General features: G+C 46.3%; 23 protein-coding genes and 1 riboswitch. Of the genes, 19 read left to right on the top strand and 4 right to left on the bottom strand.

The window, feature by feature from the left end; all coding sequences use genetic code 11:
* Positions 1–32: 32 nt before the first annotated feature.
* The 3 genes from IV64_RS10660 to IV64_RS10650 form a co-directional block, all read right to left on the bottom strand.
* A complete protein-coding gene (locus IV64_RS10660; RefSeq protein WP_057707225.1) occupies positions 33–1,715 on the bottom strand; it encodes a YhgE/Pip domain-containing protein in 1,683 nt (560 codons plus the stop codon).
* 100 nt (positions 1,716–1,815) lie between these two features.
* The gene (locus IV64_RS10655; protein WP_057707224.1) at positions 1,816–2,487 is read right to left on the bottom strand and encodes a TetR/AcrR family transcriptional regulator; all 672 of its coding nucleotides are present in this window, start codon (positions 2,485–2,487) and stop codon (positions 1,816–1,818) included.
* 243 nt (positions 2,488–2,730) lie between these two features.
* A complete protein-coding gene (locus IV64_RS10650; protein WP_057707223.1) occupies positions 2,731–3,591 on the bottom strand; it encodes a helix-turn-helix domain-containing protein in 861 nt (286 codons plus the stop codon).
* Between the two features lie 289 nt (positions 3,592–3,880).
* Between IV64_RS10650 and IV64_RS10645 the strand changes: the two genes are divergently transcribed.
* The 4 genes from IV64_RS10645 (at position 3,881) to clpB (ending at position 9,600) form a co-directional block, all read left to right on the top strand.
* On the top strand, positions 3,881–4,588 hold the full coding sequence (locus IV64_RS10645) for a tRNA (adenine(22)-N(1))-methyltransferase (RefSeq protein WP_057707222.1): 708 nt from the start codon (positions 3,881–3,883) through the stop codon (positions 4,586–4,588).
* Positions 4,575–5,600 (top strand): Nif3-like dinuclear metal center hexameric protein, encoded by a 1,026-nt coding sequence (locus IV64_RS10640; RefSeq protein ID WP_057707221.1) that lies wholly within the window; start codon positions 4,575–4,577, stop codon positions 5,598–5,600. The genes IV64_RS10645 and IV64_RS10640 overlap by 14 nt, the downstream gene beginning before the upstream one ends.
* Before the next feature lie 39 nt (positions 5,601–5,639).
* On the top strand, positions 5,640–6,878 hold the full coding sequence (pepT, locus tag IV64_RS10635) for a peptidase T (RefSeq protein WP_057707220.1): 1,239 nt from the start codon (positions 5,640–5,642) through the stop codon (positions 6,876–6,878).
* 115 nt (positions 6,879–6,993) lie between these two features.
* A complete protein-coding gene (gene clpB, locus IV64_RS10630; protein ID WP_057707219.1) occupies positions 6,994–9,600 on the top strand; it encodes an ATP-dependent chaperone ClpB in 2,607 nt (868 codons plus the stop codon).
* A 107-nt stretch (positions 9,601–9,707) separates the two neighbouring features.
* On the opposite strand, the gene IV64_RS10625 is transcribed toward clpB, so the two are convergent.
* Complete coding sequence (locus IV64_RS10625; RefSeq protein ID WP_057707218.1) at positions 9,708–9,908, bottom strand: YjzD family protein; 201 nt, start codon at positions 9,906–9,908, stop codon at positions 9,708–9,710.
* 133 nt (positions 9,909–10,041) lie between these two features.
* Between IV64_RS10625 and dnaE the strand changes: the two genes are divergently transcribed.
* The 15 genes from dnaE (at position 10,042) to cmk (ending at position 26,060) form a co-directional block, all read left to right on the top strand.
* On the top strand, positions 10,042–13,392 hold the full coding sequence (dnaE, locus tag IV64_RS10620; RefSeq protein WP_057707217.1) for a DNA polymerase III subunit alpha: 3,351 nt from the start codon (positions 10,042–10,044) through the stop codon (positions 13,390–13,392).
* Between the two features lie 113 nt (positions 13,393–13,505).
* On the top strand, positions 13,506–14,468 hold the full coding sequence (gene pfkA / locus IV64_RS10615; RefSeq protein WP_057707216.1) for a 6-phosphofructokinase: 963 nt from the start codon (positions 13,506–13,508) through the stop codon (positions 14,466–14,468).
* An 88-nt stretch (positions 14,469–14,556) separates the two neighbouring features.
* Positions 14,557–16,317 carry a pyruvate kinase gene (pyk, locus tag IV64_RS10610; protein WP_057707215.1) on the top strand — a complete coding sequence of 587 codons (1,761 nt, stop codon included), beginning with the start codon at positions 14,557–14,559 and terminating at the stop codon, positions 16,315–16,317.
* Between the two features lie 168 nt (positions 16,318–16,485).
* Positions 16,486–16,944, top strand: a complete 459-nt coding sequence (locus IV64_RS10605) for a DUF441 domain-containing protein (protein ID WP_057707214.1) — start codon at positions 16,486–16,488, stop codon at positions 16,942–16,944.
* A gap of 18 nt (positions 16,945–16,962) precedes the next feature.
* Positions 16,963–17,850: a CvfB family protein gene (locus tag IV64_RS10600; protein ID WP_057707213.1), complete on the top strand. Its 888-nt coding sequence runs from the start codon at positions 16,963–16,965 to the stop codon at positions 17,848–17,850.
* A 7-nt stretch (positions 17,851–17,857) separates the two neighbouring features.
* Entirely contained in the window at positions 17,858–18,748 is an 891-nt protein-coding gene (xerD, locus tag IV64_RS10595) for a site-specific tyrosine recombinase XerD (RefSeq protein ID WP_057707340.1), read from the top strand.
* 14 nt (positions 18,749–18,762) lie between these two features.
* Positions 18,763–19,146 (top strand): hypothetical protein, encoded by a 384-nt coding sequence (locus tag IV64_RS10590; RefSeq protein ID WP_057707212.1) that lies wholly within the window; start codon positions 18,763–18,765, stop codon positions 19,144–19,146.
* A complete protein-coding gene (locus IV64_RS10585) occupies positions 19,112–19,879 on the top strand; it encodes a segregation and condensation protein A (protein ID WP_057707211.1) in 768 nt (255 codons plus the stop codon). Before IV64_RS10590 ends, IV64_RS10585 begins: the two co-directional genes overlap by 35 nt.
* A complete protein-coding gene (gene scpB, locus IV64_RS10580; RefSeq protein ID WP_057707210.1) occupies positions 19,866–20,474 on the top strand; it encodes an SMC-Scp complex subunit ScpB in 609 nt (202 codons plus the stop codon). Before IV64_RS10585 ends, scpB begins: the two co-directional genes overlap by 14 nt.
* Complete coding sequence (locus IV64_RS10575; protein ID WP_057707209.1) at positions 20,474–21,190, top strand: pseudouridine synthase; 717 nt, start codon at positions 20,474–20,476, stop codon at positions 21,188–21,190. The genes scpB and IV64_RS10575 overlap by 1 nt, the downstream gene beginning before the upstream one ends.
* A 55-nt stretch (positions 21,191–21,245) precedes the next feature.
* Positions 21,246–21,368, top strand: a riboswitch (FMN riboswitch).
* 121 nt (positions 21,369–21,489) lie between these two features.
* On the top strand, positions 21,490–22,074 hold the full coding sequence (locus tag IV64_RS10570; RefSeq protein WP_057707208.1) for an ECF transporter S component: 585 nt from the start codon (positions 21,490–21,492) through the stop codon (positions 22,072–22,074).
* A 126-nt stretch (positions 22,075–22,200) separates the two neighbouring features.
* Positions 22,201–23,241 carry a YpbB family protein gene (locus IV64_RS10565; RefSeq protein ID WP_057707207.1) on the top strand — a complete coding sequence of 347 codons (1,041 nt, stop codon included), beginning with the start codon at positions 22,201–22,203 and terminating at the stop codon, positions 23,239–23,241.
* Positions 23,228–24,667 (top strand): RecQ family ATP-dependent DNA helicase, encoded by a 1,440-nt coding sequence (locus IV64_RS10560; protein WP_057707206.1) that lies wholly within the window; start codon positions 23,228–23,230, stop codon positions 24,665–24,667. The genes IV64_RS10565 and IV64_RS10560 overlap by 14 nt, the downstream gene beginning before the upstream one ends.
* 61 nt (positions 24,668–24,728) lie before the next feature.
* On the top strand, positions 24,729–25,343 hold the full coding sequence (locus tag IV64_RS10555) for a LysM peptidoglycan-binding domain-containing protein (RefSeq protein WP_057707205.1): 615 nt from the start codon (positions 24,729–24,731) through the stop codon (positions 25,341–25,343).
* Positions 25,344–25,376: 33 nt separating this feature from the next.
* A complete protein-coding gene (gene cmk / locus IV64_RS10550; RefSeq protein WP_057707204.1) occupies positions 25,377–26,060 on the top strand; it encodes a (d)CMP kinase in 684 nt (227 codons plus the stop codon).
* The last annotated feature ends 63 nt before the right edge of the window (positions 26,061–26,123 follow it).

The following is a 26,123-nucleotide window of genomic DNA, read 5'->3' as shown; positions in this document are numbered from 1 at the left end:
TTAAATTGAATCATAATTATGACTGTAATCTCTCAGTTGTCATACGGAAAAGTCGTGACTTTTTTCATATTTAACGAAAAGGTAATCAGCATCAGTAAGTTGAAAATAAGAATCACTGTGCCGAAAATGATTGTCTCCGATAGGATGCTGTTGCCGATTGAGAGGGTACTTCTAAAAGCATCAATTGAAATACTCATTGGCAAGTAGGGGTGAATGACTTGGAAAAAGTAATTTGATAATTGGATGGGATAGGTTCCAGCCGAACCCCCTAATTGGATGATCATAAAGATCAGCATGAGCCAGGCCCCGGTTTTTCCCATAATCAGATTGAAAAATGTCACGATACTCCCAAAGGCCCACATGGTCAGGATCGCAAATAGCCACGTCCTAATTGGTTGTAATGGTGTGAGCCGATTAATGAGCAGTAACATTAAGAACATAATGGTTGCGGCGGCCAGTGTAAAGGTTAAGAAGAAGGGAATCTTTTCGCCCCACCAATCAAAGGCATTTTTAGGCCGCCGATGGGGTGTAAACATGTCGTAAATAATATTAAAAGTAATACAACCGACAAATAAAGCGACCGACATTAAGTAAGGCGTCATACCGGTCCCATTGTTTTTAACGTGTGTGGTGTCCGTATGAGTGAGCTTTATGGGGCTGACAATGTTTTTTACTTGGTGCGTGGTGTCTTGACCAGCAGCAATCAGTTGTTGCCCGCCAGCTTTAAGACCAGTGGCAATTTTTGTGTTGGCTTGATGGATCAAATTGGTACCCTGAGCTAATTTGGTCGTATCGCCAGTGAGACTTGCTGCACCCGTACTTAGTTTTGAAACGCCTTGATTGAGAGATTGAATGGCAGCAAGATTCTGATTATTACCAGCAATGGCCTGTTGGGCAATGGCTGTGTTTGTAGTCAGTAGTTTTTGTACGGCCTGCTTGGTGGCTGTGATTGAGTTTTTTTGAGTTGATGTTGTCAAAATTTGTGCGAGCTGCTGATTATTTTGCGTAATCTGTTTGAGCCCAGTAGTTAATTTTGTCGTTCCAGTGGCTAATCGTGTGAGCCCGTTTTGAATCTCAGCTTCATGGTTACTAAGCGTTTGATCTGCAGTTGCAAGCTGGTTTTCGTCGCTAGTAGTTTGCTTGAGTCCGGCATTTGTTTGCGTCAGGGCTTGGTCAGCCGTTGTTAATTGCTTCCCAGTATTGGTGAGTGTCTGGGCCATTACTTGTAAGTAGGCCGTGGTTAACTGTTGATTGACAGATTTTTGGACACTTTCAGCGATTGTCGTCGACATCTTCATCGCAATGAAACTAAAGCCTGCATTAGTGTGATAGTTTAAATCGATGTTTTTGAACTTATGCTGGCCTAATTGGGTGGCCTGTTTGGAAAAACTTTTGGGAATTGTAATGACCATATAGAGCTTGCCGGTTTTAAGATCGTGATTAGCACGCGTCTGATTGATGGTTTTGAAATCTGCGCTGTCGGTTCGGGTTAGGCGGTTGGTTAAGGCTTTTCCGAGTGAGTAGCTCGTCTGGTGGTTGACAACCCTTGCGTCGTTGTTGACGATACCGACGGGCAAGTGTTTCACATTACTATAAGGATTCCATAATGAAGCGAGAAAGATGACGGCGTAAAAGGTTGGAATCAGTAAAATCCCAAGAATAATTCGCAATAACCCCTTGGTACGAAAAACGTATTTCCATTCATCTAAAAACATCATTAATGCCCCCATACTTTTATAATGAATGATTCATTCAGTAGACTGATTAAAGAAAAACGGTCCGTTGACCGCTTTTTTAAAGACTCAACTAGCTATTTCAGGTATAACTAGCCGTTAGTTGCTGAATAACGCAATTTTTCATCTGTTGTTGATCAAAATGGTTGGTCTGGTGGTCAAAAGAGTCGTATTGTTTGTGGGCAGACCACCAGAAGATTTGGTCAATAATCAATAACGCGTCGTTTTCTGGATGACTGAGGTAACGGACCTCATCAGAGGCAACTAAGGTGGCTAACAATTGGGCAACGTCTGTGTACAGCTGCTGTCGATAATGTTTATATAGTTTTAATAAGGCTGGACTCATTTGTGGATTACGCTCGAGGATTAGAAAATAGGCACCATATTGGTGAAAGTTGGCAAACAGGTAGTCCAACATTGCGGAAAATCGTGCATCAGTTGAATAATTCGTCGTCAACTTATGTAATTGGTGTGTTGCTTGCTGGTAGATTTCAGCGGTGTGCGTGACAAGCTCGTCATCAGAAAGCGGGATCACAGGTAAGGTCTGGACATGATCGATAATCATCGAATCGAGGGTACTCGCAAATACAAATTTCAACAAGTCATCTTTACTTCGAAATAAACTATAAAGCGTTCCAACGGCCAGGTTAGCATGTGCGGCAATGTCAGTCATTTTAGTTTCAGCATAACCAGGAACAATGAATAAAATTTTAGCGCTCGTGATAACGCGCGTTAACTTTTCGTGTAAATCCAATCTGATCACCTCCATGGAATGAAGCGAGTATAGCATCAGTCAGTTTTAGAATGAACCATTCATTCTTGCTAAGGCTAGTTTCCTAACTAAGCCCGGATGAAAATAGCCGTTCAATTAAGTGAACTCGTCACTTAATTGAACGGCTATTGTAAAGGCATCATTAGCTGTGAGAATGCTCGAGTAGCGTGGCGGTTTTAATGAGGGCTGAGCCGATGAAAAACTAATAATTGTGTAATACAATAACTAGTCGTTAGAGAAATAACTGATGACATCTAGACTCGTATAACTAACGGGAAAGGCGTGCTGCTGGCGGACCTGTTCTTGACGCTTGGTAATGCCATTATTGGCCAGTGATGTGGGACTCTCGGCCAAGACAAAGTTGAAGATGTGGAACGTGTCGGGCACACCCCACGGGACGGTGATGTCTTGCGGGTTGCCCAGAAATTTGGGAAAGTCGTGGTACAGGGCGGCCAGAAAATTCATAACCAGGGGTTCCAATAACCGGTGCAACTTTTCGTACTGGGTCCGTGCGATGAGATTACCTACCTGTAAGTAGCGCTCTAATTCCGTATCCGTAGGGTTAGGACTTAGTGGCATACCTTCGGGCTCAAACCACGCTTGTTGTTCGGGGTATTGTGAGAGTAAATCTAAGAGGTGCTGTTTGGTCGCTGTCATCACGGGAAAGGGCTGTAAGTCGGTTAAACGTTCCGCAATCCCATCAGCTTCAAGGGCCTCGTCGTAAGCGTCGTTAATTGTAAAAGTGAACAGGGGGCCGGACTGTTGATATTGTCCGGTGAGTGGCAACGCTGTGACACAATGCTGATCGTGGTCAATGAAGCGTAAGGTCCCACTAAAAAGTTTAGTGGCTTCGTCAATTGTTTGAAGCGTCACTTCTAATTCGAGGTCGGGAGTGACCAAAAAGAGATCATTTAAGTCGATATTCAGGGTACGCGTAATGCGGTTCAAGTGGTTAAAGCTGATACTCTTAGCCCGACCAGAGATTAACTTGACGATTGTGTGTGTGTCAATACCAGTCATTGTCGCAAATTCGTCGTTTGAGATGGTCCGGGCATCCAGAATTGTCTTTAGTTGAGACTGAATCATAATTGAGCGCTCCTTTGTAATCACTTTAATGGCGGTGGTCCGTAACGACCCCTTACATAGTTCAGTTACGAAAAGGGTCATAATGTTATTTCTTTACAGGTACTTTTAACCAAGCGCTTAATAAATGACTAACCGATATTTTTACGCTTAAACTGGTTTCGAGGATCGACATTATTAGGTGATAAAGTTCCCTGATTTTTTTGAGGTTGAAAGCCGTTTCTTGAGTGAAGCATGTTAAAATGTGATTAGTTAAACTTACTTAAATGTTGTTGAAAAAGGGGTTATGTGTGTGGATGCTAAACAATTGTCACAACGATTAGCCACGGTCGGTTCGTTTGTGAAACCGGGCGCGCGGGTGGCCGATATCGGTTCCGATCACGCGTACCTGCCAGCCAACTTAGCTTTAAATCAGCGGATTAGCTGGGGCGTGGCTGGCGAAGTCGTTAAAGGACCGTTTGAGAATGCGCGTCATGAGATTCGCAAGTTAGGTTTAGAGGAACACCTTGAGGCCCGCTTGGCGGATGGATTGGCAGCGATTGAACCACAGGATCGAATCGATACGGTGACCATCGCCGGTATGGGTGGTCCCCTAATCCGGCATATCTTAGAAGCTAATCCAGCGCGGTTAGCTGGAGTTACACGCTTAGTTTTAGAGCCTAATGTTGGTGAAGCCACGGTTCGCGAGTGGCTGGTTACCAACCACTTTAAAATTACGGCCGAACGTATTTTATCTGAAGACAATCACACTTATGAGGTAATTTGTGCGGATAAGACGGACGACCCGTTCCATTATTCTGAAGCAGAATTATTATTTGGGCCGTATTTGTTAGCGGAACGTTCCACGGTATTTGTTAAAAAGTGGCAACGGGAACTGCAGCGGACCGAACGAGCAGTAACACAAATGCAACAAGCTAAAGTCGCGCCCGCGGCACATTTGACCGCGGCGCATGCCAAAATTAATTTAATTAAGGGAGTCTTAGCGGATGTTGGCAAATGAGTTAATTAGTCGTTTTGAACAGTTTGCACCTTTGAAGTTGAAGTGGGATCGTGATCCTAGTGGGTTACAGATTGGTGATCCTAAACAGGCCATTCATAAGGTGTTAGTGACCTTAGATGTCCGTCCAGAAGTGGTCAAAGAAGCCATTGAGATTGGGGCAGATATGATTTTTGCCCACCATCCGGTAATGTTTCGACCGGCTAATAACTTAGATTATCAGGACCCCCAAAAAGCGATGTACGCCGAGATTGCGGCGCATCACATCTTGGTTTATGCGGCCCATACAAATTTGGATAGTGCCGATGGTGGGATGAACGATTGGTTAGCTGACGCGTTAGGCTTACAAAACGTCAGTGGCCTGGTACCAGGCTACGTTGAAAAGGCGGTCAAAATGACCGTGACGGTTCCAACGGACCAAGTAGAAGCCGTGCAAGAGTATTTAACGGATACTTGGCAAGCCAAACTCAACCGGTACGCCTTTAACTCGGGTGAACAATTTACCGTTGATTTAATGGCTGACCGGGTTACCCCCGCAGTGGCTGGTATCAACCACTTTGTTCCAGCAACGAGTTGGGATTATCAGATTGAACCACTACTGACGGGTGGCCACCAGTATAGTATGGGGCGGGTTGGCGATTTACCAACCCCAATGACGGCGGAAGCCTTTGCTAAACACTGCAAGACGGTCTTTAACGTATCCGGTTTACGCTTAGTTTGTCAGCAGCCCCAGCAAGAAATTAAACGGGTGGCAGTCCTCGGTGGTGATGGCGGAAAGTTTTATCAAGATGCCATTAAAGCGGGAGCCCAAGCTTACGTGACCGGGGATGTTTATTACCATACAGCCCATGACATGTTGGCCGCTGGGTTAACGGTGGTCGACCCAGGTCACCACATCGAAAGTATTTGCAAGACTCATTTGACCGAATGCTTTAAAAAATGGCAGGCGGAATCAAACTGGCAAGTTGAAATTGTTGCCTCAAAGTTAAATACTGATCCGTTTACTTTCATCTAATAATGACAATTTTTGTAATTTTGAAAGGAAGTTTGTACGATGGCAAAATATCCTAATCTAATTTCAGATTTTTTGAGTTTCGTTAAAATCAATAGTCGTTCTGACGAAAGTTCGACGACGGTACCTTCATCACCACGGGAGACGGCCTTTTTAAACCAACTGATGGACAAGTTAAAGGCCATCGGATTAAGTGACGTTGAACAGGATGCGCAAAGTGCGTACGTCTTTGCGACTTTACCAGCTAACAGCGATAAAGCTGTGAAGACCTTAGGCTTTATTTCACATATCGATACGGCTGATTTTAATTCAGAGAACATTAATCCACAAATTGTTGAAGATTACGATGGCCAGTCAGTCATTCAATTGGGTGACAGCGAGTACCATTTGGATCCTAAAGTCTTTCCAAATCTCAGAAATTATAAGGGTCACACGTTGATTACCACTGATGGGAACACCTTATTAGGTTCAGATGATAAGTCCGGTGTTGCTGAAATTATTAGCGCCGCTGAATATTTATTAGCTCATCCAGAAATCAAACACGGCAAGATTCGAATGGGCTTTGGTCCTGACGAAGAAATCGGAACCGGGGCTGACCACTTTAACGTGCCAGCATTCGCAGCTGATTACGCTTATACGGTTGATGGTGGGCCACTCGGTCAGCTGGAATACGAAACGTTCAACGCTGCTCAGGCCGAAATTACGATCAAAGGGGTCAACGTGCATCCTGGTTCCGCTAAGGACGTCATGGTTAATGCGTTACAGTTAGCCGTTGAATTCCAAGACGGCTTACCAGCACACGATGTTCCTGAAAAAACGGATGGGCGGGAAGGTTTCTTCCACTTATTAGCGTTAGACGGAACGGTTGACGGCGCCAAATTGACCTACATTATTCGTGACCACGATCGGGCCAAATTCGAAGCCCGCAAACGGTTGATCGTAGCGGATGGTGATCAAATTAACTTGGCTCACGGTGGCGAGTACGTTCAGGTCAACGTTAAGGACCAGTACTACAACATGCGCGAAATCATCGAAAAAGACATGGCCGTTGTTGAATTGGCTAAGCAAGCCATGTTGAAGTTGAACATCAAGCCATTGATTTTCCCTGTTCGTGGTGGGACTGATGGTTCTAAGATTTCATTTATGGGGTTACCAACACCGAACTTGTTTGCCGGTGGCGAGAACATGCACGGCCGGTTTGAATACGTTTCAGAACAAGTGATGGCGCAAGCCGTTGACGTTGTGCTTCAAATCGTTACGGATAATTACAATCAAAACTAAATCCTTGACCTTCTTTGACCATTAGCTATATAATCTAATCGTCAATAAAGGTCAGACTAAATTGGCAGCTGATATAGCTGCCTTTTTGCTAACCTAATTTGAGGAGGTATGATTTATGAATCCAGAACAATTAACGGAAAGTTTACAACAGGCTTTAACCCAAGCCCAACAAATTGCACAGACGCGGCGGCACCAAGAGATTGGGATTCCGCACCTATTTAAGTTTTTGACCCAGCCAGGTGAACTGGTGCGCCAGATATTCAGTGAAGCGGGTGTCGATCTCGACAAATTACAAGTCGAGCTGGACCGGGAGCTGGATGATATTAGTGTTGTCAGCGGGGGTAACGTTCAGTACGGCCAAAGCTTTAGTAGTAGCTTGGCAACTTTGATGCAAACGGCTGAAGCCAAACGTAAGTCTTTAGGTGATGACTTTTTAGCCACTGACACGATTGCGCTGGCGTTGATGGATCAGACTGGTGACCAACTAACCAAGTATTTAAACCAGTCCGGAATTACAGCTGGACAAGTCAAAAACGCAGTTGACCGAATTCGTGGTGGACAACGGGTCACATCACGTAATCAGGAAGACCAGTATCAAGCCCTTGAAAAATACGGGGTGGATTTAGTTAAACAAGCACGTAAAGGTAATCAGGACCCAGTGATCGGTCGGGATGAAGAAATCTTAGACGTGATTCGAATTTTGTCACGTAAGACGAAAAACAACCCGGTCTTGATTGGGGAACCCGGTGTTGGGAAGACGGCGATTGTTGAAGGCCTTGCCCAGCGGATTGTTCGCGGGGATGTTCCGGACAATTTGAAAGATAAGACACTGTTTTCCCTCGACATGGGATCATTAATTGCCGGTGCCAAGTATCGTGGTGAGTTTGAAGAGCGTCTGAAGGCCGTCTTAAAGGAAATTAAAAAGGCTGATGGTCAGATCATCATGTTCATTGATGAAATCCATAATATTGTGGGTGCTGGTAAATCGGAAGGCAGCATGGATGCCGGTAACTTGTTGAAGCCGATGCTGGCCAGAGGTGAGCTCCATTTAATTGGTGCGACGACCTTGGATGAATACCGGCAATATTTAGAGAAGGATAAGGCCCTTGAACGGCGGTTCCAAAAGGTCCTCGTTGCAGAACCTTCCGTCGAAGATACCATTAGTATTTTACGGGGATTAAAGGAACGGTTTGAAATTCATCACGGCGTCCGGATTCACGATAATGCGTTGGTAGCGGCTGCTAAGTTATCAGATCGTTACATTACGGACCACTTTTTACCAGATAAAGCATTGGATTTAATTGATGAAGCTTCCGCTGAAATTCGGGTCGAAATGAATTCCAACCCAACGGAATTGGATCAAGTCAACCGGCTGTTGATGCGTTTGGAAGTGGAAGAAGCCGCGCTTAAGAAGGAAACGGACGATGCCTCCGTGAAGCGGTTAGCTGATTTGCAAAAGGAATTAGCTAGCGCTAAGGAGAAGCAGCGGACGTTGGCAGAACGTTGGGCCAGTGAAAAGAAGAGCCTACAAGCATTGAGCGATAAAAAGGCTGCCTTAGACAAAGCGAAACACGACCTGGAAACAGCGGAAAATAAGTACGACTTGGAAACGGCCGCTAAGTTACAACACGGCACGATTCCTAAGCTGGTCTCCGAGCTAAAAGCAATGGAAGCTAACGACCACCATGAAGACTGGTTAGTTGAAGAATCTGTTACGCCTGATCAGGTTGCTAACGTCGTTTCGCGGATGACCGGGATTCCAGTTAATAAGTTGGTTGCGGGTGAACGGGAAAAACTCTTACACTTAGCGGACCACCTACACGAACGGGTTGTTGGGCAAGATGCCGCGGTGAACGCCGTTTCTGATGCCGTGTTGCGGTCACGGGCCGGCTTACAAGATCCCAACCGGCCGTTAGGGTCATTCATGTTCCTCGGGCCGACCGGGGTTGGGAAGACCGAACTGGCAAAGGCCTTAGCGGAAAACCTATTTGACGCGGATGATCACATGGTCCGTATCGATATGAGTGAATATATGGAAAAAGAATCCGTTTCTCGGCTAGTCGGGGCTGCTCCCGGGTACATTGGTTACGAAGAAGGTGGCCAGTTGACGGAAGCGGTTCGCCGTAATCCATATTCCATCGTGTTGTTTGATGAAATCGAAAAAGCGCATCCCGATGTCTTTAATATTTTGTTACAAGTCTTAGATGACGGGCGTTTAACGGATGGTCAAGGTCGCACGGTTGATTTTAAGAACACGATTTTGATTATGACGTCTAACTTAGGGTCACAGCAGCTATTAGCTGGTGTTGACGATCAGGGACAGTTATCCGCCTCGGCGCATGACCAAGTGATGCAGCTCGTGCAAAGTCGCTTTAAGCCTGAATTTTTAAACCGAATCGACGACATCATTATGTTTACGCCACTACAATTGGATGCGATTGAACAAATCGTGGTTAAGTTGATTGCACGGTTATCCGCGCGACTGCAAGATCGTGACATTACGTTGAAAATTTCGGAGCCCGCTAAAAAGTGGATCGCACAACAGGGCTACAAACCAGCATACGGTGCCCGGCCATTGCGGCGGTTTATCACGAATCATGTTGAAACGCCACTCGCTAAAGAAATTATTGCGGGGCGGGTCGCGCCTGACACGACGGTTGAAATTAATTTGATGGACGACCACTTAGTCTTTGAAAACCAGCCGAATACGAAATCAAAGTAAGCGTAATCGAATCGCTCTTGACGGGAGACTGAGTTCGAGTCTTTAGTAGCAACAAAAAAACTCGTGGTTATCGAAAATTGATAACCACGAGTTTTTTTATGATTTGATTACTTTTTTTCAGAACCTTTAACGGGTAGGGAATTGTTAGTAATTATGGTGATTCCGTTGACAACGATCAGCGCAAAGACGGCTGAAATGACCCCGATTTGACCAGGGTTCCAAGTCAAGGTTTCGAGGGCACCACCGATATAACCGATAACTTCCCCAAACAAGACCGCCCAAACGATAATTGTAAGTTGTTTCATCATCTTCCGACACCTCCCAATGAAAGCTATTTTAGCACAACCACTTTGAAAAACCAATTAGCTTATAACTGCCGTAAAGAACAACTGTTTGCTATAATGAAACTAAGTATGAAAAACAGGAAAGGAGTCGGCAACGATGCAGTATGTTCCTTTACAAGTAATGAGTACGTTTAGCTTATTGCAAAGTACGAGTACGATTGATGAATTAGTTCAGACCGCTAAGCAGCAAGGCTACCCCGCACTAGCACTAACGGACATCGATGTCATGTATGGCATCGTTGATTTCTATAATGCGTGTCGCAAAGCTGAGATTACCCCGATTTTAGGAATTACGCTGAACTTAACGGGTAGTCAGTTGACCGACCAAACGTTTAGCTTAGTTGTCTTGGCGAAAGACTTAGCGGGGTATCAAACGTTGATGCAGCTTTCAACGATGAAACAAACGGCCCCTAGTGACCAGCCGCTAAGTTTAACGGCAGTATTACCTTATTTGCACCATTTGATCGTGATGACGCCGGCTAAGGATAGCGAATTAACGGCGCTACTGATGCAGGATGCCCGTGAGCAAGTTGCAGACTGGGTAAAACAGTTGCGAACGGCAGTTGATCCCCAGAGCTTCTACTTAGGGGTGTCGTTAGACCAAGCACCCGCAATGCGGACGACGGTGGTGGCGTTCGCTGACCAAAACGAGCTACCAATCGTTGCTTTAGATCCAGTGGATTACGTTCAGGCGACCGACTACTTTGCGGTTTCGGTACTGCGCGCGATTGACCGGGGCCAGCAGATTGAACAACCCGAACAGTTACAAGGCATTGCCGGGGCCCACTATTTACGGCCAGCTGAAACGGTGGTCAGGGATTACGATGAATTGTCGCTAACGGCGGCCGTTAATGCGACTGGCGAAATTGCGGCGGCGTGTCACGTTGAGTTAGTTTTTCAACAACCACAACTGCCGACGTACCCGACGCCTAATCAGCAGCCTGCTAACCAATACTTGCGGCAACTGTGTGCGGCCGGATTGCAAGAACGACTGGCAGCGATGGCGGCAACGATTGATCCACAACCGTACCATGATCGTCTTGAACGGGAGTTAAAAGTGATCGACCAGATGGGGTTTGATGACTACTTTTTGATTGTTTGGGACGTGATGAACTTCGCCCACCAGTCAGACATTACGACGGGCCCGGGGCGGGGGTCAGCGGCGGGGTCACTAGTGGCTTACGTTTTAAAAATTACGGATGTCGATCCATTACAATACAACCTATTATTTGAACGGTTTTTAAACGCTAAACGAGCCAACATGCCCGATATCGATTTGGATATTCCAGATAACCGGCGTGAACAAGTATTAGCGTATGTCCATGATAAGTACGGGCATGATCGGGTCGCCCAAATTATCACTTTTGGAACCTTGGCTGCCAAGCAAGCTCTGCGTGACGTTGGGCGGGTCTTTGGGTTATCGACTTTTGAAATGAGCGATTGGAGCGCCGCCATCCCCAATCAATTACACATCACGTTGCAACAAGCCTATCAAGGCTCACAGCGATTGCAAAATATGGTGGCTGATTCTTCCAAGAATCGGCTGTTGTTTGAGACGGCGCAACGAATAGAAGGCTTGCCCCGGCATTACTCAACCCATGCTGCCGGGGTGGTCCTTAGTCAGCAACCGTTAATCACGATCGTTCCACTACAAGCTGGTAGTGAGACGATGATGATGACGCAATATACTAAGGATACCGTGGAAGCAGTCGGCCTATTGAAGATGGACTTTCTGGGACTGCGGAACTTATCGCTAATGGCCAGTGCGCTACATTACGTTCAGCGTCAGACGGGGCAACCGTTAGCGATTACTAAAATTGACTTAAACGATCCAGAAACGTTAAAACTCTTTCAGGCTGGCGACACGACGGGTGTTTTCCAATTTGAATCGGGCGGGATTCGCAACGTCTTACGTAAATTGCATCCCGATAATTTCGAACTGGTGGCGGCCGTAAATGCACTTTACCGGCCGGGCCCAATGGAAAATATTGACCACTTTATTGCCCGCAAGCAGGGGCGTGAAGCCGTCAGTTATCCGGCCGAGGAGTTAGCGCCAATCTTAGGCCCAACTTACGGTATCTTGGTTTATCAAGAACAAGTCATGCAAGTTGCCGCTGTTATGGGGGGCTTTACGTTAGGTGAAGCCGACTTGTTGCGGCGGGCGATGAGTAAGAAAAAACGGGCTGTGATCGATGAAATGCGGCAGAAGTTTATTGCTGGCGCCCAGGCTAACGGGTTTGGTCCAGACGTGGCAACGCAGGTCTACCAATATATTGAGCAATTCGCAAATTATGGATTTAATCGCTCACATGCGGTAGCTTATAGTAAGATGGCGTTTGAGTTGGCTTACCTGAAAGTTCATTTTCCGGGGGCGTTCTTTACGTCGTTAATGAACTCGGTGATGGGTAACGGCACGAAACTCAAACAGTATTTGGCCGAAGCCAAGCAACACCACGTCGCCATCGTACCACCCGATATTAATCGGAGTGGGCAGTATTTTGATTGGAACGGCAAACAGATTATTTTCGGCTTGAGCTCGATCAAGGGCTTGCGGCGTGACTTTATTCAAAGTGTCATTGGCGAACGGAAAGCGAACGGACCGTTTAAAAACTTGCAGCAATTCATGCAACGAATTGAATCTAAGTGGTTGAAGGACGACTTGATGACGGCGTTGATTTATGCCGGCGCATTTGACCACTTTGGGCTCAACCGGGCAGAGTTATTAACCGGTGTACCGGAGTTGATGTCGAGTGCAGAATTGGCTGGTAACAGTATGAGCTTGTTTGCGTCGTTGGCGCCAAAGATCAAAAAGCAACCGGAATTGCCGTTAGGCGAACGGTTAGCTAAGGAAGCTGAATACCTGGGCGCTTATGTGTCTGGTCATCCGGTAGAAACTTATCAGTGGCTGGCGCAACAGCAGCGAACGAGTTTGATAAGTACGCTCACTAATGAGCAACGGGTCAAACTTTTGGTCTATATTACGAAGATTCGAACGATTCGGACGAAGCGGGGGCAGCCGATGGCGTTTGCCACGGGCAGTGACTTGTCCGGTGAGATTGATTTGACGATCTTTCCGAATACGTACCAACGGCTGCAGGATCAATTGCAGACGGAAAGCATCGTGTTGATCAGTGGGAAGGTCGAGCAGCAGCGTGGGTTACAAGTCATCGTGGATAATTGGCAATTGGCGGATCAGTTTCCAAAACCAACGGGCCAACTCTTCTTACGCTTACAGCCTAACCAGGATGACGCGACCGTTCAAAAGCAAATTTTGAGGCTGTTACGGCGGTCACCGGGACCGAACCCCGTTTTAATCTACTCGGTCAGTGCTCACCGAACGGTTGAACTAAATTCACAGTATTGGGTCAGTGAAAATGCAGAATTATTTGGAGCGCTTACAACGTTATTAGGTCGCGATAATGTGGTGATGAAGAACGTAACCCCTTGATTTGACGGCGTTTTCACCATGATTTAATTTGCGAAAATAACAGACAATCAGTTTTAAAAGTGTTAGAATCACTTATGGAGTTACGAACTCAATTTATTGCCTGAGGTGAAAAAATGAAACGCATTGGTATTTTAACCAGTGGCGGCGACGCTCCTGGTATGAATGCGGCCGTTCGCTCCGTTGCTCGTAAAGCAATGGCCGAAGGGTTAGAAGCATACGGCATCAACTACGGCTTTGCTGGGTTGGTTGCTGGTGACATTCATAAAATTGAAGCAGCAGATGTTGACGGTGTGGTCAACCAAGGTGGGACCTTGTTATATTCCGCACGTTATCCTGAGTTTGCTCATGTAGAAGGTCAATTAAAAGGAATCGAACAACTGAAGCGATTCGGTATCGATGCCTTAGTCGTTATTGGTGGCGATGGCTCTTACCATGGTGCCTTACGCTTAACTGAACACGGCTACAACACGATTGGTCTTCCCGGAACAATCGACAACGATATTCCATTTACTGATTTCACGATTGGTTTTGATACGGCCGTTAATACCGACGTTGAAGCACTTGATCGCATTTATGATACGGCTCACAGTCATGACCGGACTTTCGTTGTGGAAGTTATGGGTCGTGGCGCTGGTGACGTTGCAATGTGGGCTGGTGTTTCTGCCGGTGCCGATGCAATCGTGATCCCAGAACTTGATTGGGATATGGAAACTATCGCAAACAAGATTAAGCACAACCGTGCAAATGGTCATCGTTGCAACATCGTTGTCTTGGCTGAAGGGGTTATGAGCGCCGACGAATTCGTCGAAAAGTTATCACAATATGGTGACTTTGATGCTCGTGCCAACACCATTGGTCATATGCAACGTGGTGGTCGTCCAACGGCTAAGGACCGTGTCTTGGCAAGCAAGATGGGTGCTTACGCTGTTGAACTCTTACTTAGCGGTAAGGGTGGTTTAGCAGTTGGGATTCAAGATAACCAATTAGTTAGCCATGACATCCTAGACCTATTCGATTCTAAACATAAAGCGGAATTATCACTTAGCAAGTTGAACGAAGAACTTTCATTCCACTAAATCAGTGCTAACCGCTTTATTACTAAACTTTGATAAAAATGACGTTAATGTCTTTTTATAAAAAACTTTCAAGGGAGAGATTTTTCTTATGAAGAAAACCAAGATTGTTTCAACACTTGGTCCTGCCAGCACCGATACTGACACTATTGTTAAATTGATCGAAGCCGGCGCAAATATTTTCCGCTTTAACTTCTCACATGGAGATCATGCAGAACATTTGGATCGTTTAAACAAGGTCCACGAAGCAGAAAAAATTACAGGTAAGACTGTTGGTATCATGCTTGATACCAAGGGTGCTGAAATTCGGACGACCGTTCAAAAAGACGGTAAGTCTGAATACAAGATCGGTGATAAGGTACGTATTTCCATGGACGATTCACTTGAATCAACCAAGGAAAAAATTGCCGTTACCTATGATGGCCTTTATGACGATGTTCATGTTGGCGGTCATGTCCTCTTCGATGATGGTTTATTAGACATGAAGATTGACGAAAAAGACGATGCACATCGCGAATTAGTTACGACTGTTCAAAATGCCGGCGTCTTGGGCTCACGTAAGGGTACTAACGCTCCTGGCGTTTCTATCAACTTACCTGGGATTACTGAAAAAGACTCAGACGATATTCGTTTTGGTTTGGATCATGAAATCAACTACATTGCTGCTTCATTCGTTCGTAAGCCACAAGATGTCTTAGACATCCGTGAATTACTTGAAGAAAAGCACATGGAACACGTTCAAATCTTCCCTAAGATCGAATCTCAAGAAGGTATCGACAATGTCGATGAAATTCTTAAGGTTTGTGATGGTTTGATGGTTGCTCGTGGTGACATGGGTGTTGAAATTCCAGCTGAAAATGTGCCTTTGGTACAAAAGAGCTTGATCAAGAAGTGTAACGCTTTAGGTATGCCAGTTATTACTGCTACCCAAATGTTAGACTCAATGCAAGAAAACCCACGTCCTACTCGTGCCGAAGCATCTGACGTTGCCAACGCTGTCTTTGACGGTACTGACGCAACGATGCTTTCTGGTGAAAGTGCTAACGGTCTTTACCCTGTTGAATCTGTTGCCATGATGGCTAAGATCGACGAAAAGGCTGAAAACACTTTGGCTGAAAACGGAACGTTACAATTAAACCGTTTCGACAAGACGAGTGTTACGGAAACAATCGGTATTGCGATTGCCCGTGCTGCTAAGAACTTAAACATCAAGACGATTGTTGCTGCGACTGAATCTGGCTACACTGCTAAGATGATTTCGAAGTACCGTCCTAATGCTGATATCTTGGCAATCACTTTTGACGAACGGACTCAACGTGGCTTAATGGTTAACTGGGGTGTTCAACCAATCGTGGCTGACAAACCAGAAACCACTGATGACATGTTTGATTTAGCTGCTTCTAAAGCCGTTGAACTTGGCTTTGCCAAGGAAGGCGACTTAATCTTGATTACTGCCGGTGTGCCAGTTGGCGAACGCGGTACGACTAACATCATGAAGATCCAATTAATTGGTTCTAAGTTAGCTGATGGTCAAGGTGTTGGTGATGAAACGGTTATCGGTAAAGCCGTAATCGCAACGTCAGCACAAGAAGCTATCGACAAGGCTGTTGAAGGCGGCGTCTTAGTTACTAAGACTACCGACAAAGACTACTTACCAGCAATCGAAAAGTCTAGCGCTTTAGTTGTTGAAAATGGTGGTTTAACTTCACACGCTGCCGTTGTTGGTATCTCAATGGGTATTCCTGTTATCGTTGGTGTTAAGGATGCCACTACTGTGATTGCCGATGGTCAATTGATCACCGTTGATTCACGTCGTGGGATTGTTTACCGCGGTGCTTCAAACGCCCTTTAAGATCAAATTTAATTTGATTTCGAAAAGTCGTCGCTTTGCGACGGCTTTTTATTTACATAGCTGTAGCCAAGCTCTTAGCTTTGGGTTGGGACTTTTAACGGTTAATTGCCGTGAATCCTCGTAATTCGGGGCGTTTTCAGTTACAATAAATATCACGTGAGGTGTCGTATGGAAAGTTGGTTATTTTTATTAGCAATTTTGGTCGTCGCCTGGTTAGGAAAAAATCAGTCGTTACAAATTGCGACCGGAGTGGTTTTGCTGATCAAGTTAATTCCGAATACGAATAAACTTTTAACCACGATCGGTCAAAAAGGGATTAATTGGGGTGTAACGGTTATTACCGTTGCCATCTTGATTCCAATTGCGACCGGTCAGATTGGGTTTCGGGATTTGTTGCACGCGTTTAAATCGCCGGTCGGTTGGATCGCGGTCGCGTGTGGTGTCCTGGTATCGGTCCTGTCTTTTCACGGGGTCGGTCTCTTGTCAGCGACGCCGGAGATTACGGTGGCCCTCGTGTTTGGAACGATTATGGGGGTTGTCTTATTAAAGGGCATCGCCGCCGGCCCAATTATTGCGGCCGGAATTACTTATTGCATTATTCAAGTCCTACATCTTAGTTTACAGTAGGTTAAAGGAGCAAAATTAATGGACAGTATTATGGGAATGGTGGTTACTGCAAAGGTGACCGATGAAAATGATGACGCGTACTTTGTACAGGCCAATGGTCAAACGTTGTGGGTCGATAAGGATGAACCGGAAAAGCCATTACACATTGGTGGTTCTTACGAAGGCTTTGTTTATGAGAATGAAGATCACCGGCATCAAATGACGCGCCACGTGCCAGAAATCTCGTTTGACCATTTTGTCTGGGGGACCGTTGTCCGGACACGCCATGATTTGGGCGTATTCGTTGATGTTGGGTTACCTAACAAAGACTTAGTGGTTTCGTTGGATGAACTCCCAACGATCAGTCGTTTATGGCCAAAAAAGGATGACCGGCTTTACATTAAATTAACACGTGATAATAAAGACCGGCTTTGGGGAACCTTAGCTGAAATGACGGACTTCCAAGCATTGGCGACGCCGTATAATAAAGAACAAGTCAAAAATTCGGATACTGAAGTGACCGTTTTACGGTTGAAAATTGTTGGGACAACGGTTATTACTGATGATAACCACTTAGGCTTCGTCCACCCGTCAGAACGGGATCAAGAACCACGCTTGGGCCAACATATGAAGGCCCGCGTCATCGGCTATTTACGTGATGGCGAACTGAACTTGTCGCTTAAACCACGGGGATACGAAGAAATTGGTGATGATGCACAGATGTTGTTGGCCGCACTCCAACATCAAGCGGACCATAAGTTACCATTTTGGGATAAGAGTGATCCGGAAGATATCCGGACGTACTTTGGTATCAGCAAGTCCCAATTCAAGCGGGCCGTCGGTAATTTATTAAAACAACGCTTGATCAGTCAGGAACCTGGCGAAATCAAGTTGGTGGAACCAACCGATGAGCAAGCCGAAGATTGAGCAACGAATGCAGGACCAGCTTGCTGATTACCTGCATTTTTTGCGTGTTGAGCGCGGCCTTGTAACGAATAGTATTAAGAGCTATTCTCAAGATTTAACGGAATTTAGCCAATATTTGATGACCCAAAAGATTACTGATTATAACGATGTCGACCGCTACGTTTTACTGAATTACTTGCAATTTCTAGACGATGGGGGTAAATCACGGAATACGATTATCCACAGTGTCTCTAGTCTGCGTAAGTTTTTTCAGTATTTGGCGCAGCTACACCAAGTTGACAGTGATCCCATGATTAAGATCGATACCCCTAAGCGCGCTCAACATTTGCCACAGGTGCTATCACCCCATGAAGTGGAGCGACTGCTGGCCGTTCCTAAGCTGGACAAGCCGTTGGGATTACGCGATCGGACGATCTTAGAAGTGATGTACGCGACTGGATTGCGGGTCAGCGAGACCATTAACTTGAAACTTGACGATTTGCATTTAGACTTAGGACTGATTCAAACGATTGGGAAGGGCGACAAGGAACGGATTATCCCGATTGGTGACGTTGCCATTGATTTTGTGGAGCGTTACTTAAAGACTGCCCGTCCGAAACTTGCCTCACCTAAGCGTCGCAATACGTACTTGTTTTTAAATAATCACGGTGGGCAACTCACGCGGCAGGGCGTTTGGAAAAATTTAAAAGCGGAAGTTAAAGCCGCTGGAATTGAAAAAAACGTCACGCCCCATACGTTGCGCCACTCGTTTGCAACTCACATTTTGGAAAATGGTGCGGATCTACGGGTCGTCCAGGAACTTTTAGGACACGCGGATATTTCCACGACCCAGATTTATACGCACATTACGAAAAAACGACTTGCGGAAGTCTATAATAAATACCATCCGCGTGCTTAGTAAGGAGGGCCACGTTGCTAGTTAAATATCGAAAAGATTATGAGAAAGTAGCGATGGGATTGTTATCGTTTATTCCTGATTTCAAAGACCTAGCGCACTTGCAGACCGAGATGCAGTGGTACCTTGCCACTGATAATCATCAGCTCTTGTTGTGGCGGCAAGCCGACGGTGACTTTAGCGGGATCGTTGGTATCGAAGTTGGTCCTGATTTTGTTTTAGTTCACCACGACTCGCTGTCACCAGAAGAACGGACGGCCGACAATCAACAACAGATGTTGGATGAACTAGCAGCGCTGTACCCGCAAAAGCGGGTCATGGGAACCTTAGACATGGCGTCAATTATTGGCGAATGGGAGCGAAATCGTGACAAACAATCAACAACAACCAATCACCATTAAAATTTCTGAATTTGAAGGTCCCCTTGATCTACTGTTACATTTGATTCGGCAGAACAAAATGGATATTTATGATATCCCCATCGCTGACATTACCCAGCAGTACCTAGATTACTTGCACTCAATGCAGGCGTTAAAATTAGACATTGCGGGTGATTATCTGGTCATGGCAGCAACTTTGATGACGATTAAGAGTCGTTACTTGTTGCCACAACCAGAGCCGGATGATGACGAGGATGCAGCTGAAGATGACCCTCGTGATTCCTTAGTGGCAGAACTGTTGGCTTATAAAGTCTATCAGGAAGCTGCTGGCGAATTACGGGTCAAGGAACAAGCGCGCCATCAACATTTCACACGCGAAGCGATGCTAGTGCCTAGTGATTTGAGTACGCCTAAGCTCACGGCCGGAATTACGGTCGATGATCTGCAGGCTGCATTTCGGCAGTTAGTCGAGAAAAGACGCCGGGCACGACCACTGACTAAAACGGTCGTGGCTGAGAGTGTGAATATCGACGTTCGGATGACTCAGATCAAAACTCAGTTGCAGCGGCACCGGACAGGGATGGTGTTTGCAGATTTGTTTACGGTGACGGCCAGCGATGAAATGTTGGTGACAACTTTTATGGCCGTTCTCGAATTAACGAAACAAGCGCAGATCAAGTTGACGCAGCGTGATCAATTGGGACCGATTCATTTAACTTTAAGGCGGGAAGAACAACAGCATGACGAACATTGAACAAATTGAAGGGCTACTGTTTGTAGCTGGTGATGAAGGAATCACCGTGGCGGAGATTGAACACGCCACGAGCTTTGCTAAGCCGGCTATTACCACGATGTTGACCAACCTAGCGACCAAGTATGACCAGGACCCCGACTGTGCACTGATGGTGCTGTCGACTGAGAATACTTACCGCTTGGCAACGAAGGCCGCGGTTGCACCAGTGTTGAAACGGTACTTTGAAGCACCGTTGTCGACGAGCCTGTCACAGGCCTCACTGGAAGTACTCGCAATTATTGCGTACCGGCAACCACTGACCCGGATTGAAATTGATGAGATTCGGGGGGTTCAAAGTGGTTCAACGATTCAGAAGCTCGTTTTACGACAGTTAGTCACCGAAACGGGACGCTTAAGCGAACCCGGACGACCGATTTTGTACGGAACGACTGAATTATTTTTAGATTACTTTGGCTTAAAGACACTAGACGACTTACCTACAATTGATTTGGACGCCCTGAGCGATGCTGAAAATCCAGCACCGGAAACGGACCTGTTTCTCAATGCGTTTCAAGATAAATTGCAGGGTGATGACCAAGATCGAGAGGAAAACTAATGGCAGAACGTTTACAAAAAGTAATGGCGGAAGCGGGTGTTGCTTCCCGACGTAAATCCGAAGTGTTGATCACTTCCGGATACGTCAAAGTTAATGGAAAGACTGTGACCACGCTTGGGGTTAAAGTGGAACCAAGTGACCACGTTGAAGTGAAGGGGCTTCCGTTGAACGCGGAAAGCCTAGTCTATTATTTGTTTTACAAGCCACGGGGAGTCGTTACGACTGTCCACGATGAAAAGGGCCGTAAAACGGTGATGGACTTCTTTAAGGACGTCCCTGAACGAATCTATCCAGTGGGCCGTTTAGATTACGACACGTCGGGTTTATTGATCATGACTAATGATGGTGACTTAGCTAACCGCTTGACCCACCCTAAGTATGAAGTTAAAAAGACATACTTAGCAAAGGTCGAAGGGGTGCCGACGAACGCCGACTTAAAACAACTCCGGTTAGGTGTTGAAATTGAAGGTCGGATGACCGCACCAGCGAAGTCTAACTTGTTAGATAGCGATCATAAAAAAAATAATGCTTTGGTCCAATTGACGATTCATGAAGGCCATAACCACCAAGTGAAGAATATGCTGGCGGCGATCGGGCATCCCGTAACGAAGCTAAAGCGCGAGCGGTACGGCGTTCTAGATTTGCAGAGCTTGCAACCAGGTGAGTACCGGAAATTGAAGCCAATTGAAATTAGTAAGCTAAAAGGTGAAAGATAGCGCTTGCATTTTAATAACTTTGCGCTTAAAATATAAATGTAAAAATAAATATTTGGTTCATCTTCAGGGCAGGGTGTAATTCCCGACCGGCGGTAAAAACCCGCGACCTATGCAGTGGCATAGTGATTTGGTGTAATTCCAAAGTCGACAGTTAAAGTCTGGTATAAAGAAGATCGAGCTTATTTGCCATAAACTTGCAAGTAAGACCGCCCGGATGACAGTAAATGTTATTCGTGCGGTCTTTTTACTTAGATATGACAATGGGGTTCAATTGAAGATGACCCATAGGAGGGTGCGTTATGGAACAAACGACGTTACGCCGACTAGTGGGCATTGCCTTACTCGGCGCGTGTGCATATGTATTGATGTTACTGGAGTTTCCGATTCTTCCCGCGGCATCGTGGATGAAGATTGATTTCTCGGATATTCCGATTTTGATTGGGTTATTACTTTACGGGGTCGGTGGTGCGTTCACCATCACGGTGCTAAAGTTAGTGATTCATTCTGCGACGATGGGGTTTGCCATTTATGATCTAATCGGTTCATTAGCAAGCTTCTTAGGTTCTGCTAGCTTGATCATTGTCTTTGCAGTTGTCTTGCGCTACTACAAAGGTAACCCTAAGTACCGGTTACCATTGGCAGTAGGAATAGCAACGATTGTCTTGACCGTGGTCGAGTCGACGGCTAACTTAACGTTTGTATTGCCGTTTTATTTACAGGTCATGGGCTTCAATCTCCAATTATCATTAAGCAAGTTTGTTTTGTTTGTGGTGGTACCGTTCAACTTGATCAAAGGTGTTCTGGTTGGAACGGTCTTCGGACTAGTTTACCAACGGTTGGCCAAGTGGCTCGGTAATCATAATCAATTAACAAGTCGGGTTTAATCAAAAAAGTTAATGCGGGTGCCCACTTTTCACGGAGTTATCGTTGAGGAGTGGGTGCTTTTTGTGTTAGTTGGTCCATTATGGCGGGGCGTGCTATGCTAATAGAATCGAGAGGAGGGCGTCGGTTTGTTTTCAGACTATGTCTTATTTTTATTTGCGACCCAACCACGGCGGGCCAAAGGGATTTTTAACGTGTTACGGGGACGCCGAACCGTGTCGACACTATTTGCTGGACTGACATATGGTTGCTTAGACCAGTTAGATAGCTGGCACGGGGTTCCGCTGGAAAAATTTATTGCGACGGCGGCGCAACTAGAGCGTGCTGGGGACCTCGTTAGTCCGTCACCCGGGTATTACCAGTTAACCGCACAGGGAGCGACACGGCAACAGACGCAGCGGGCTTTACGCTACCAGCCCGTTGCCATGCACGTCTTTCAAACAACTGACGTCCGTCGCTTTGCGGCCTTAAGTCAGTTGGCACTGCAGGTCGTATCTGAGGCGGCTCACCGTGAGAACCGGTACTATCCGGTAACGACTGACCCTGGTGTTCAAGCCATCGTCAAGGCATGGTTTCGGCGCTTTCACGGTCCCACGTTGGGTCAGACCATTTACGAAGGGTTACAAGCCTTTTTAGCAAGCTTACCCGATGAATTGGCACAGATCTTTGTCCAGAGTCTGACCGGCTATCAGTTTCCGGGGCAAACGGATGCGCAACTCGCAACTACTTTTAAGCGGTCACCAGTCGAAATGTTGGTCATCCGCAGGGACTTAACGTGTCGCTGGATCATCTGGCTGGGACAGCACCAAACGGACCCCCTGTGGGCGCTCTTAGCCCCCTTAGTCAAAGCTTCACCAGTTAGTAGTAGTGCACAACGGACCTTTCAAGACTTCTTGCAAGCTGGTGACTTGGAAATGATTTCTAACCGGCGCCATCTGAAACTCAGTACAGTACGCGAACATTTACTAGAAGTCGCAATTTTAACGCCGGATTTTCCCTTTGATCGGTTGCTGACGAAAACGGTCAGTCAACAATTAACGACGATTTTTACTCACCAGCCAGTATTAACAAGTTGGCAATTTGCGCAGGTCCAAGCAGTGATGCCGCAATTGGATTTCTTTTATTTCCGGCTCTTTCAGATTATGAGGTGTCAACATGAACGAGGATGAATTACACGACTTACTAAAGCAAAAGTACGGGTTTGATCACTTTCGCGCGGGCCAACTAGAAGTTATTCAGCAATTATTAGCTGGGCAAGACGTGCTTGCCGTTTTACCGACTGGGACCGGGAAGTCGTTGATTTACCAACTAGTTGGGAGCGTGGTGCCCGGATTGGTCGTTGTTGTTTCACCTTTGATTTCATTAATGCAAGACCAAGTTGCGCGGTTGAATTATCAGGGTGAAAAGCGGGTCGCCGCATTGACGTCCCAACTAGACTTTGGGGCGCGACAACATTTATTGAATCACCTTCAATCCATTAAATACTTATTTATCTCACCCGAAATGCTGAGTCAGGATGCCGTGATGACCGCGTTAAAGCTAGTTCCACTCGCCCTATTTGTCGTGGATGAAGTGCACTGTATTTCAACGTGGGGTCCTGATTTTCGCCCGGATTACCGGTCGTTAGGGGCGTTGCGTGCCGATTTAGGTCAACCCCGAACGTTGATGCTCACCGCGACGGCGACCAAGCGCGTTCGTCAAGACATTCTCCGGCAATTACGGGTGCCAGACGCGCACCAAATCTTACATTCAGTCAACCGGCCAAACATTTATTTAGCGGTTGCTAGTCTCAGTGATGAGGCGGCTAAACGCGTGCGGTTACAGCAATTAGTGACGACGGTTGCGGGGCCGGTCATCGTCTATTTCAGTTCCAAACGGCAAACGGACCTAATTGCGGAGTGGCTACGCGATCAAACTGGTTTGCGGGTCGCGGCGTACCATGCCGGGCTATCGACGGAGGACCGTTTCAAGATTCAGCAGCAGTTTATGGCTGGTGACCTAGACGTGATTTGTGCGACGTCGGCCTTTGGTATGGGCATCAATAAAGCGGACATTCGCATGGTGATCCATTACCATCTACCCACCACGCTAGCGGATTACGTTCAAGAAATCGGTCGTGCCGGTCGGGATGGTCAACCATCATTGGCGGTGATTTTATACGTTCCTGGGGATGAAGCCCTTGTCCGTAATTTAAATGAACTAACCGCGGCAACGCCCAATGAAATTGAACAAGATTACCAGCGCTTTATCCGCCGACAGGAACCGACCGATGAGGTGAGTCAGGTGTTACAATATTACTGGCAACACCACGCGACGGTTGCTGAAGTGACGGTGTTATTTGCCACCCGGACTGAGGCTAAGGAACGGGAACTGCGAGAGCTGTTGAGGTACGTCACGAGCACGACTTGTCGACGTGCGGTGATGTTAAGTTACTTTGATGAAGTCGCACCGGCACACGATGCTGCTTGTTGCCAGTTAGACGGGGAACCGTTCCCGCTTGAAACCCTGGGGCTGATTCGAACGGTGGCCGCTGTAACTTCACAAGCATCGGACTGGGAAAAAGCCTTAGCCCGGCTGTTTTTACCAAATTCTTAAAGAAATCGATTAAGGGTTATGTTACAATATTGGTTGAAAGTTTTTTGAGGAGGAACACCCTATGAGTCAAAAAAATGATAATGATAAGCCTCAGGCAGATAAGCCCTGGGATAAAACTTTTGAAGACGATCGGGATGACTCGGGCAATTTATCGCGAACTCAAAAACGCAAGCAAGATAGTAGTAATTCAACGTTAACCACCATTTTAGTGGTTTTAATTTTGTTGCTCGCCTTAGCACCAATTGGTTATTTTTTGGTGAAGAAAAATTCGCTCAATAATCCGCAACAGACCGAACAAGTTGCTAGTTCTAGTTCGAAGAAATCTTCGACAAAAGTCGCTGATAAATCGAGCGCTACTAGTAAAAAGAGTGCCTCCGAAACGGCAGCCAAGAAAAAGGCTGCTGCCAAGAGTAGTAGCATCGCCCTAGCGAGTTCCAAAGCCGCTAGTAAGGCCGCTGCTAAATCCGACTCTGAAGATTCTGCGAGTACTAAGAGTAGTTCCAGTGCAAGCAGCAGTAGTTCTTCAGCGGGCGGTAAGTACGTCACGGTAGAAGCTGGTCAAGGTGTCTACCGGGTCGCGACGAATGCGGGGATTTCCGTGGATAAGTTACTTGAATTAAATGGCTTATCCTCAGGAGCCACCATTTCGGCGGGCCAACGGTTACGTGTCCGTTAAAAGCACGAATTTTGGATAGTGAGGGTATAGTTAATGGCTGAACAAGCACTTCAAGTAGCCATCGATGGGCCAGCTTCGGCTGGTAAAAGTACCGTGGCCAAGCTGGTTGCCAAACGGTTTGGCTATATTTATGTCGACACCGGTGCAATGTACCGAGCCGTGACGTTGTGGGCGATGCAACACGATGTCAGCCTGACGGACGAAGCGGCGGTCATTGCGTCGATGCAGTCGTTAAAGATTAGCTTTAAGCCGGGCGAACCTGATCAGTTAGTTTTTGCTAACACGCAGGATATCACCCAAGCGATTCGACAACCGGACGTGACGAATAACGTGTCGACGATTGCCGCTTTGCCAAAGGTACGAACTATTTTGACGGATCAGCAACGGGAAATGGCTGATGCTGGCGGGATCGTTATGGACGGTCGTGACATTGGCACGACGGTACTGCCACATGCTGAAGTCAAGATCTTCTTGGTGGCTTCTGCAGCGGAGCGTGCAAAACGCCGATACGCAGAAAACATCAAAAAAGGAATTGAAACCCCCTTAGCCCAATTACAGGCTGAAATTGAATTGCGGGACCATAAAGACTCGACCCGTAAGGTTTCACCATTGACGCAGGCGGCGGATGCCGTACTGGTCGATACGACACCAATGTCCATCGAAGAAGTGGTCACAACGATCGCTGAAATTATAAAAAAACAAAGTTCAACAATCTAATTGCATTAAGTTAATGCTTTTAGCTGGCTTTTCATTGCTTTTTCGGCTATGATATAGGTTAGA

Source organism: Lactiplantibacillus xiangfangensis, from assembly GCF_001438845.1.
GTDB lineage: Bacteria > Bacillota > Bacilli > Lactobacillales > Lactobacillaceae > Lactiplantibacillus > Lactiplantibacillus xiangfangensis.
The sequence above is the reverse complement of the archived record's forward strand: the minus strand, read 5'-3'. Positions and strand labels throughout refer to the sequence as shown.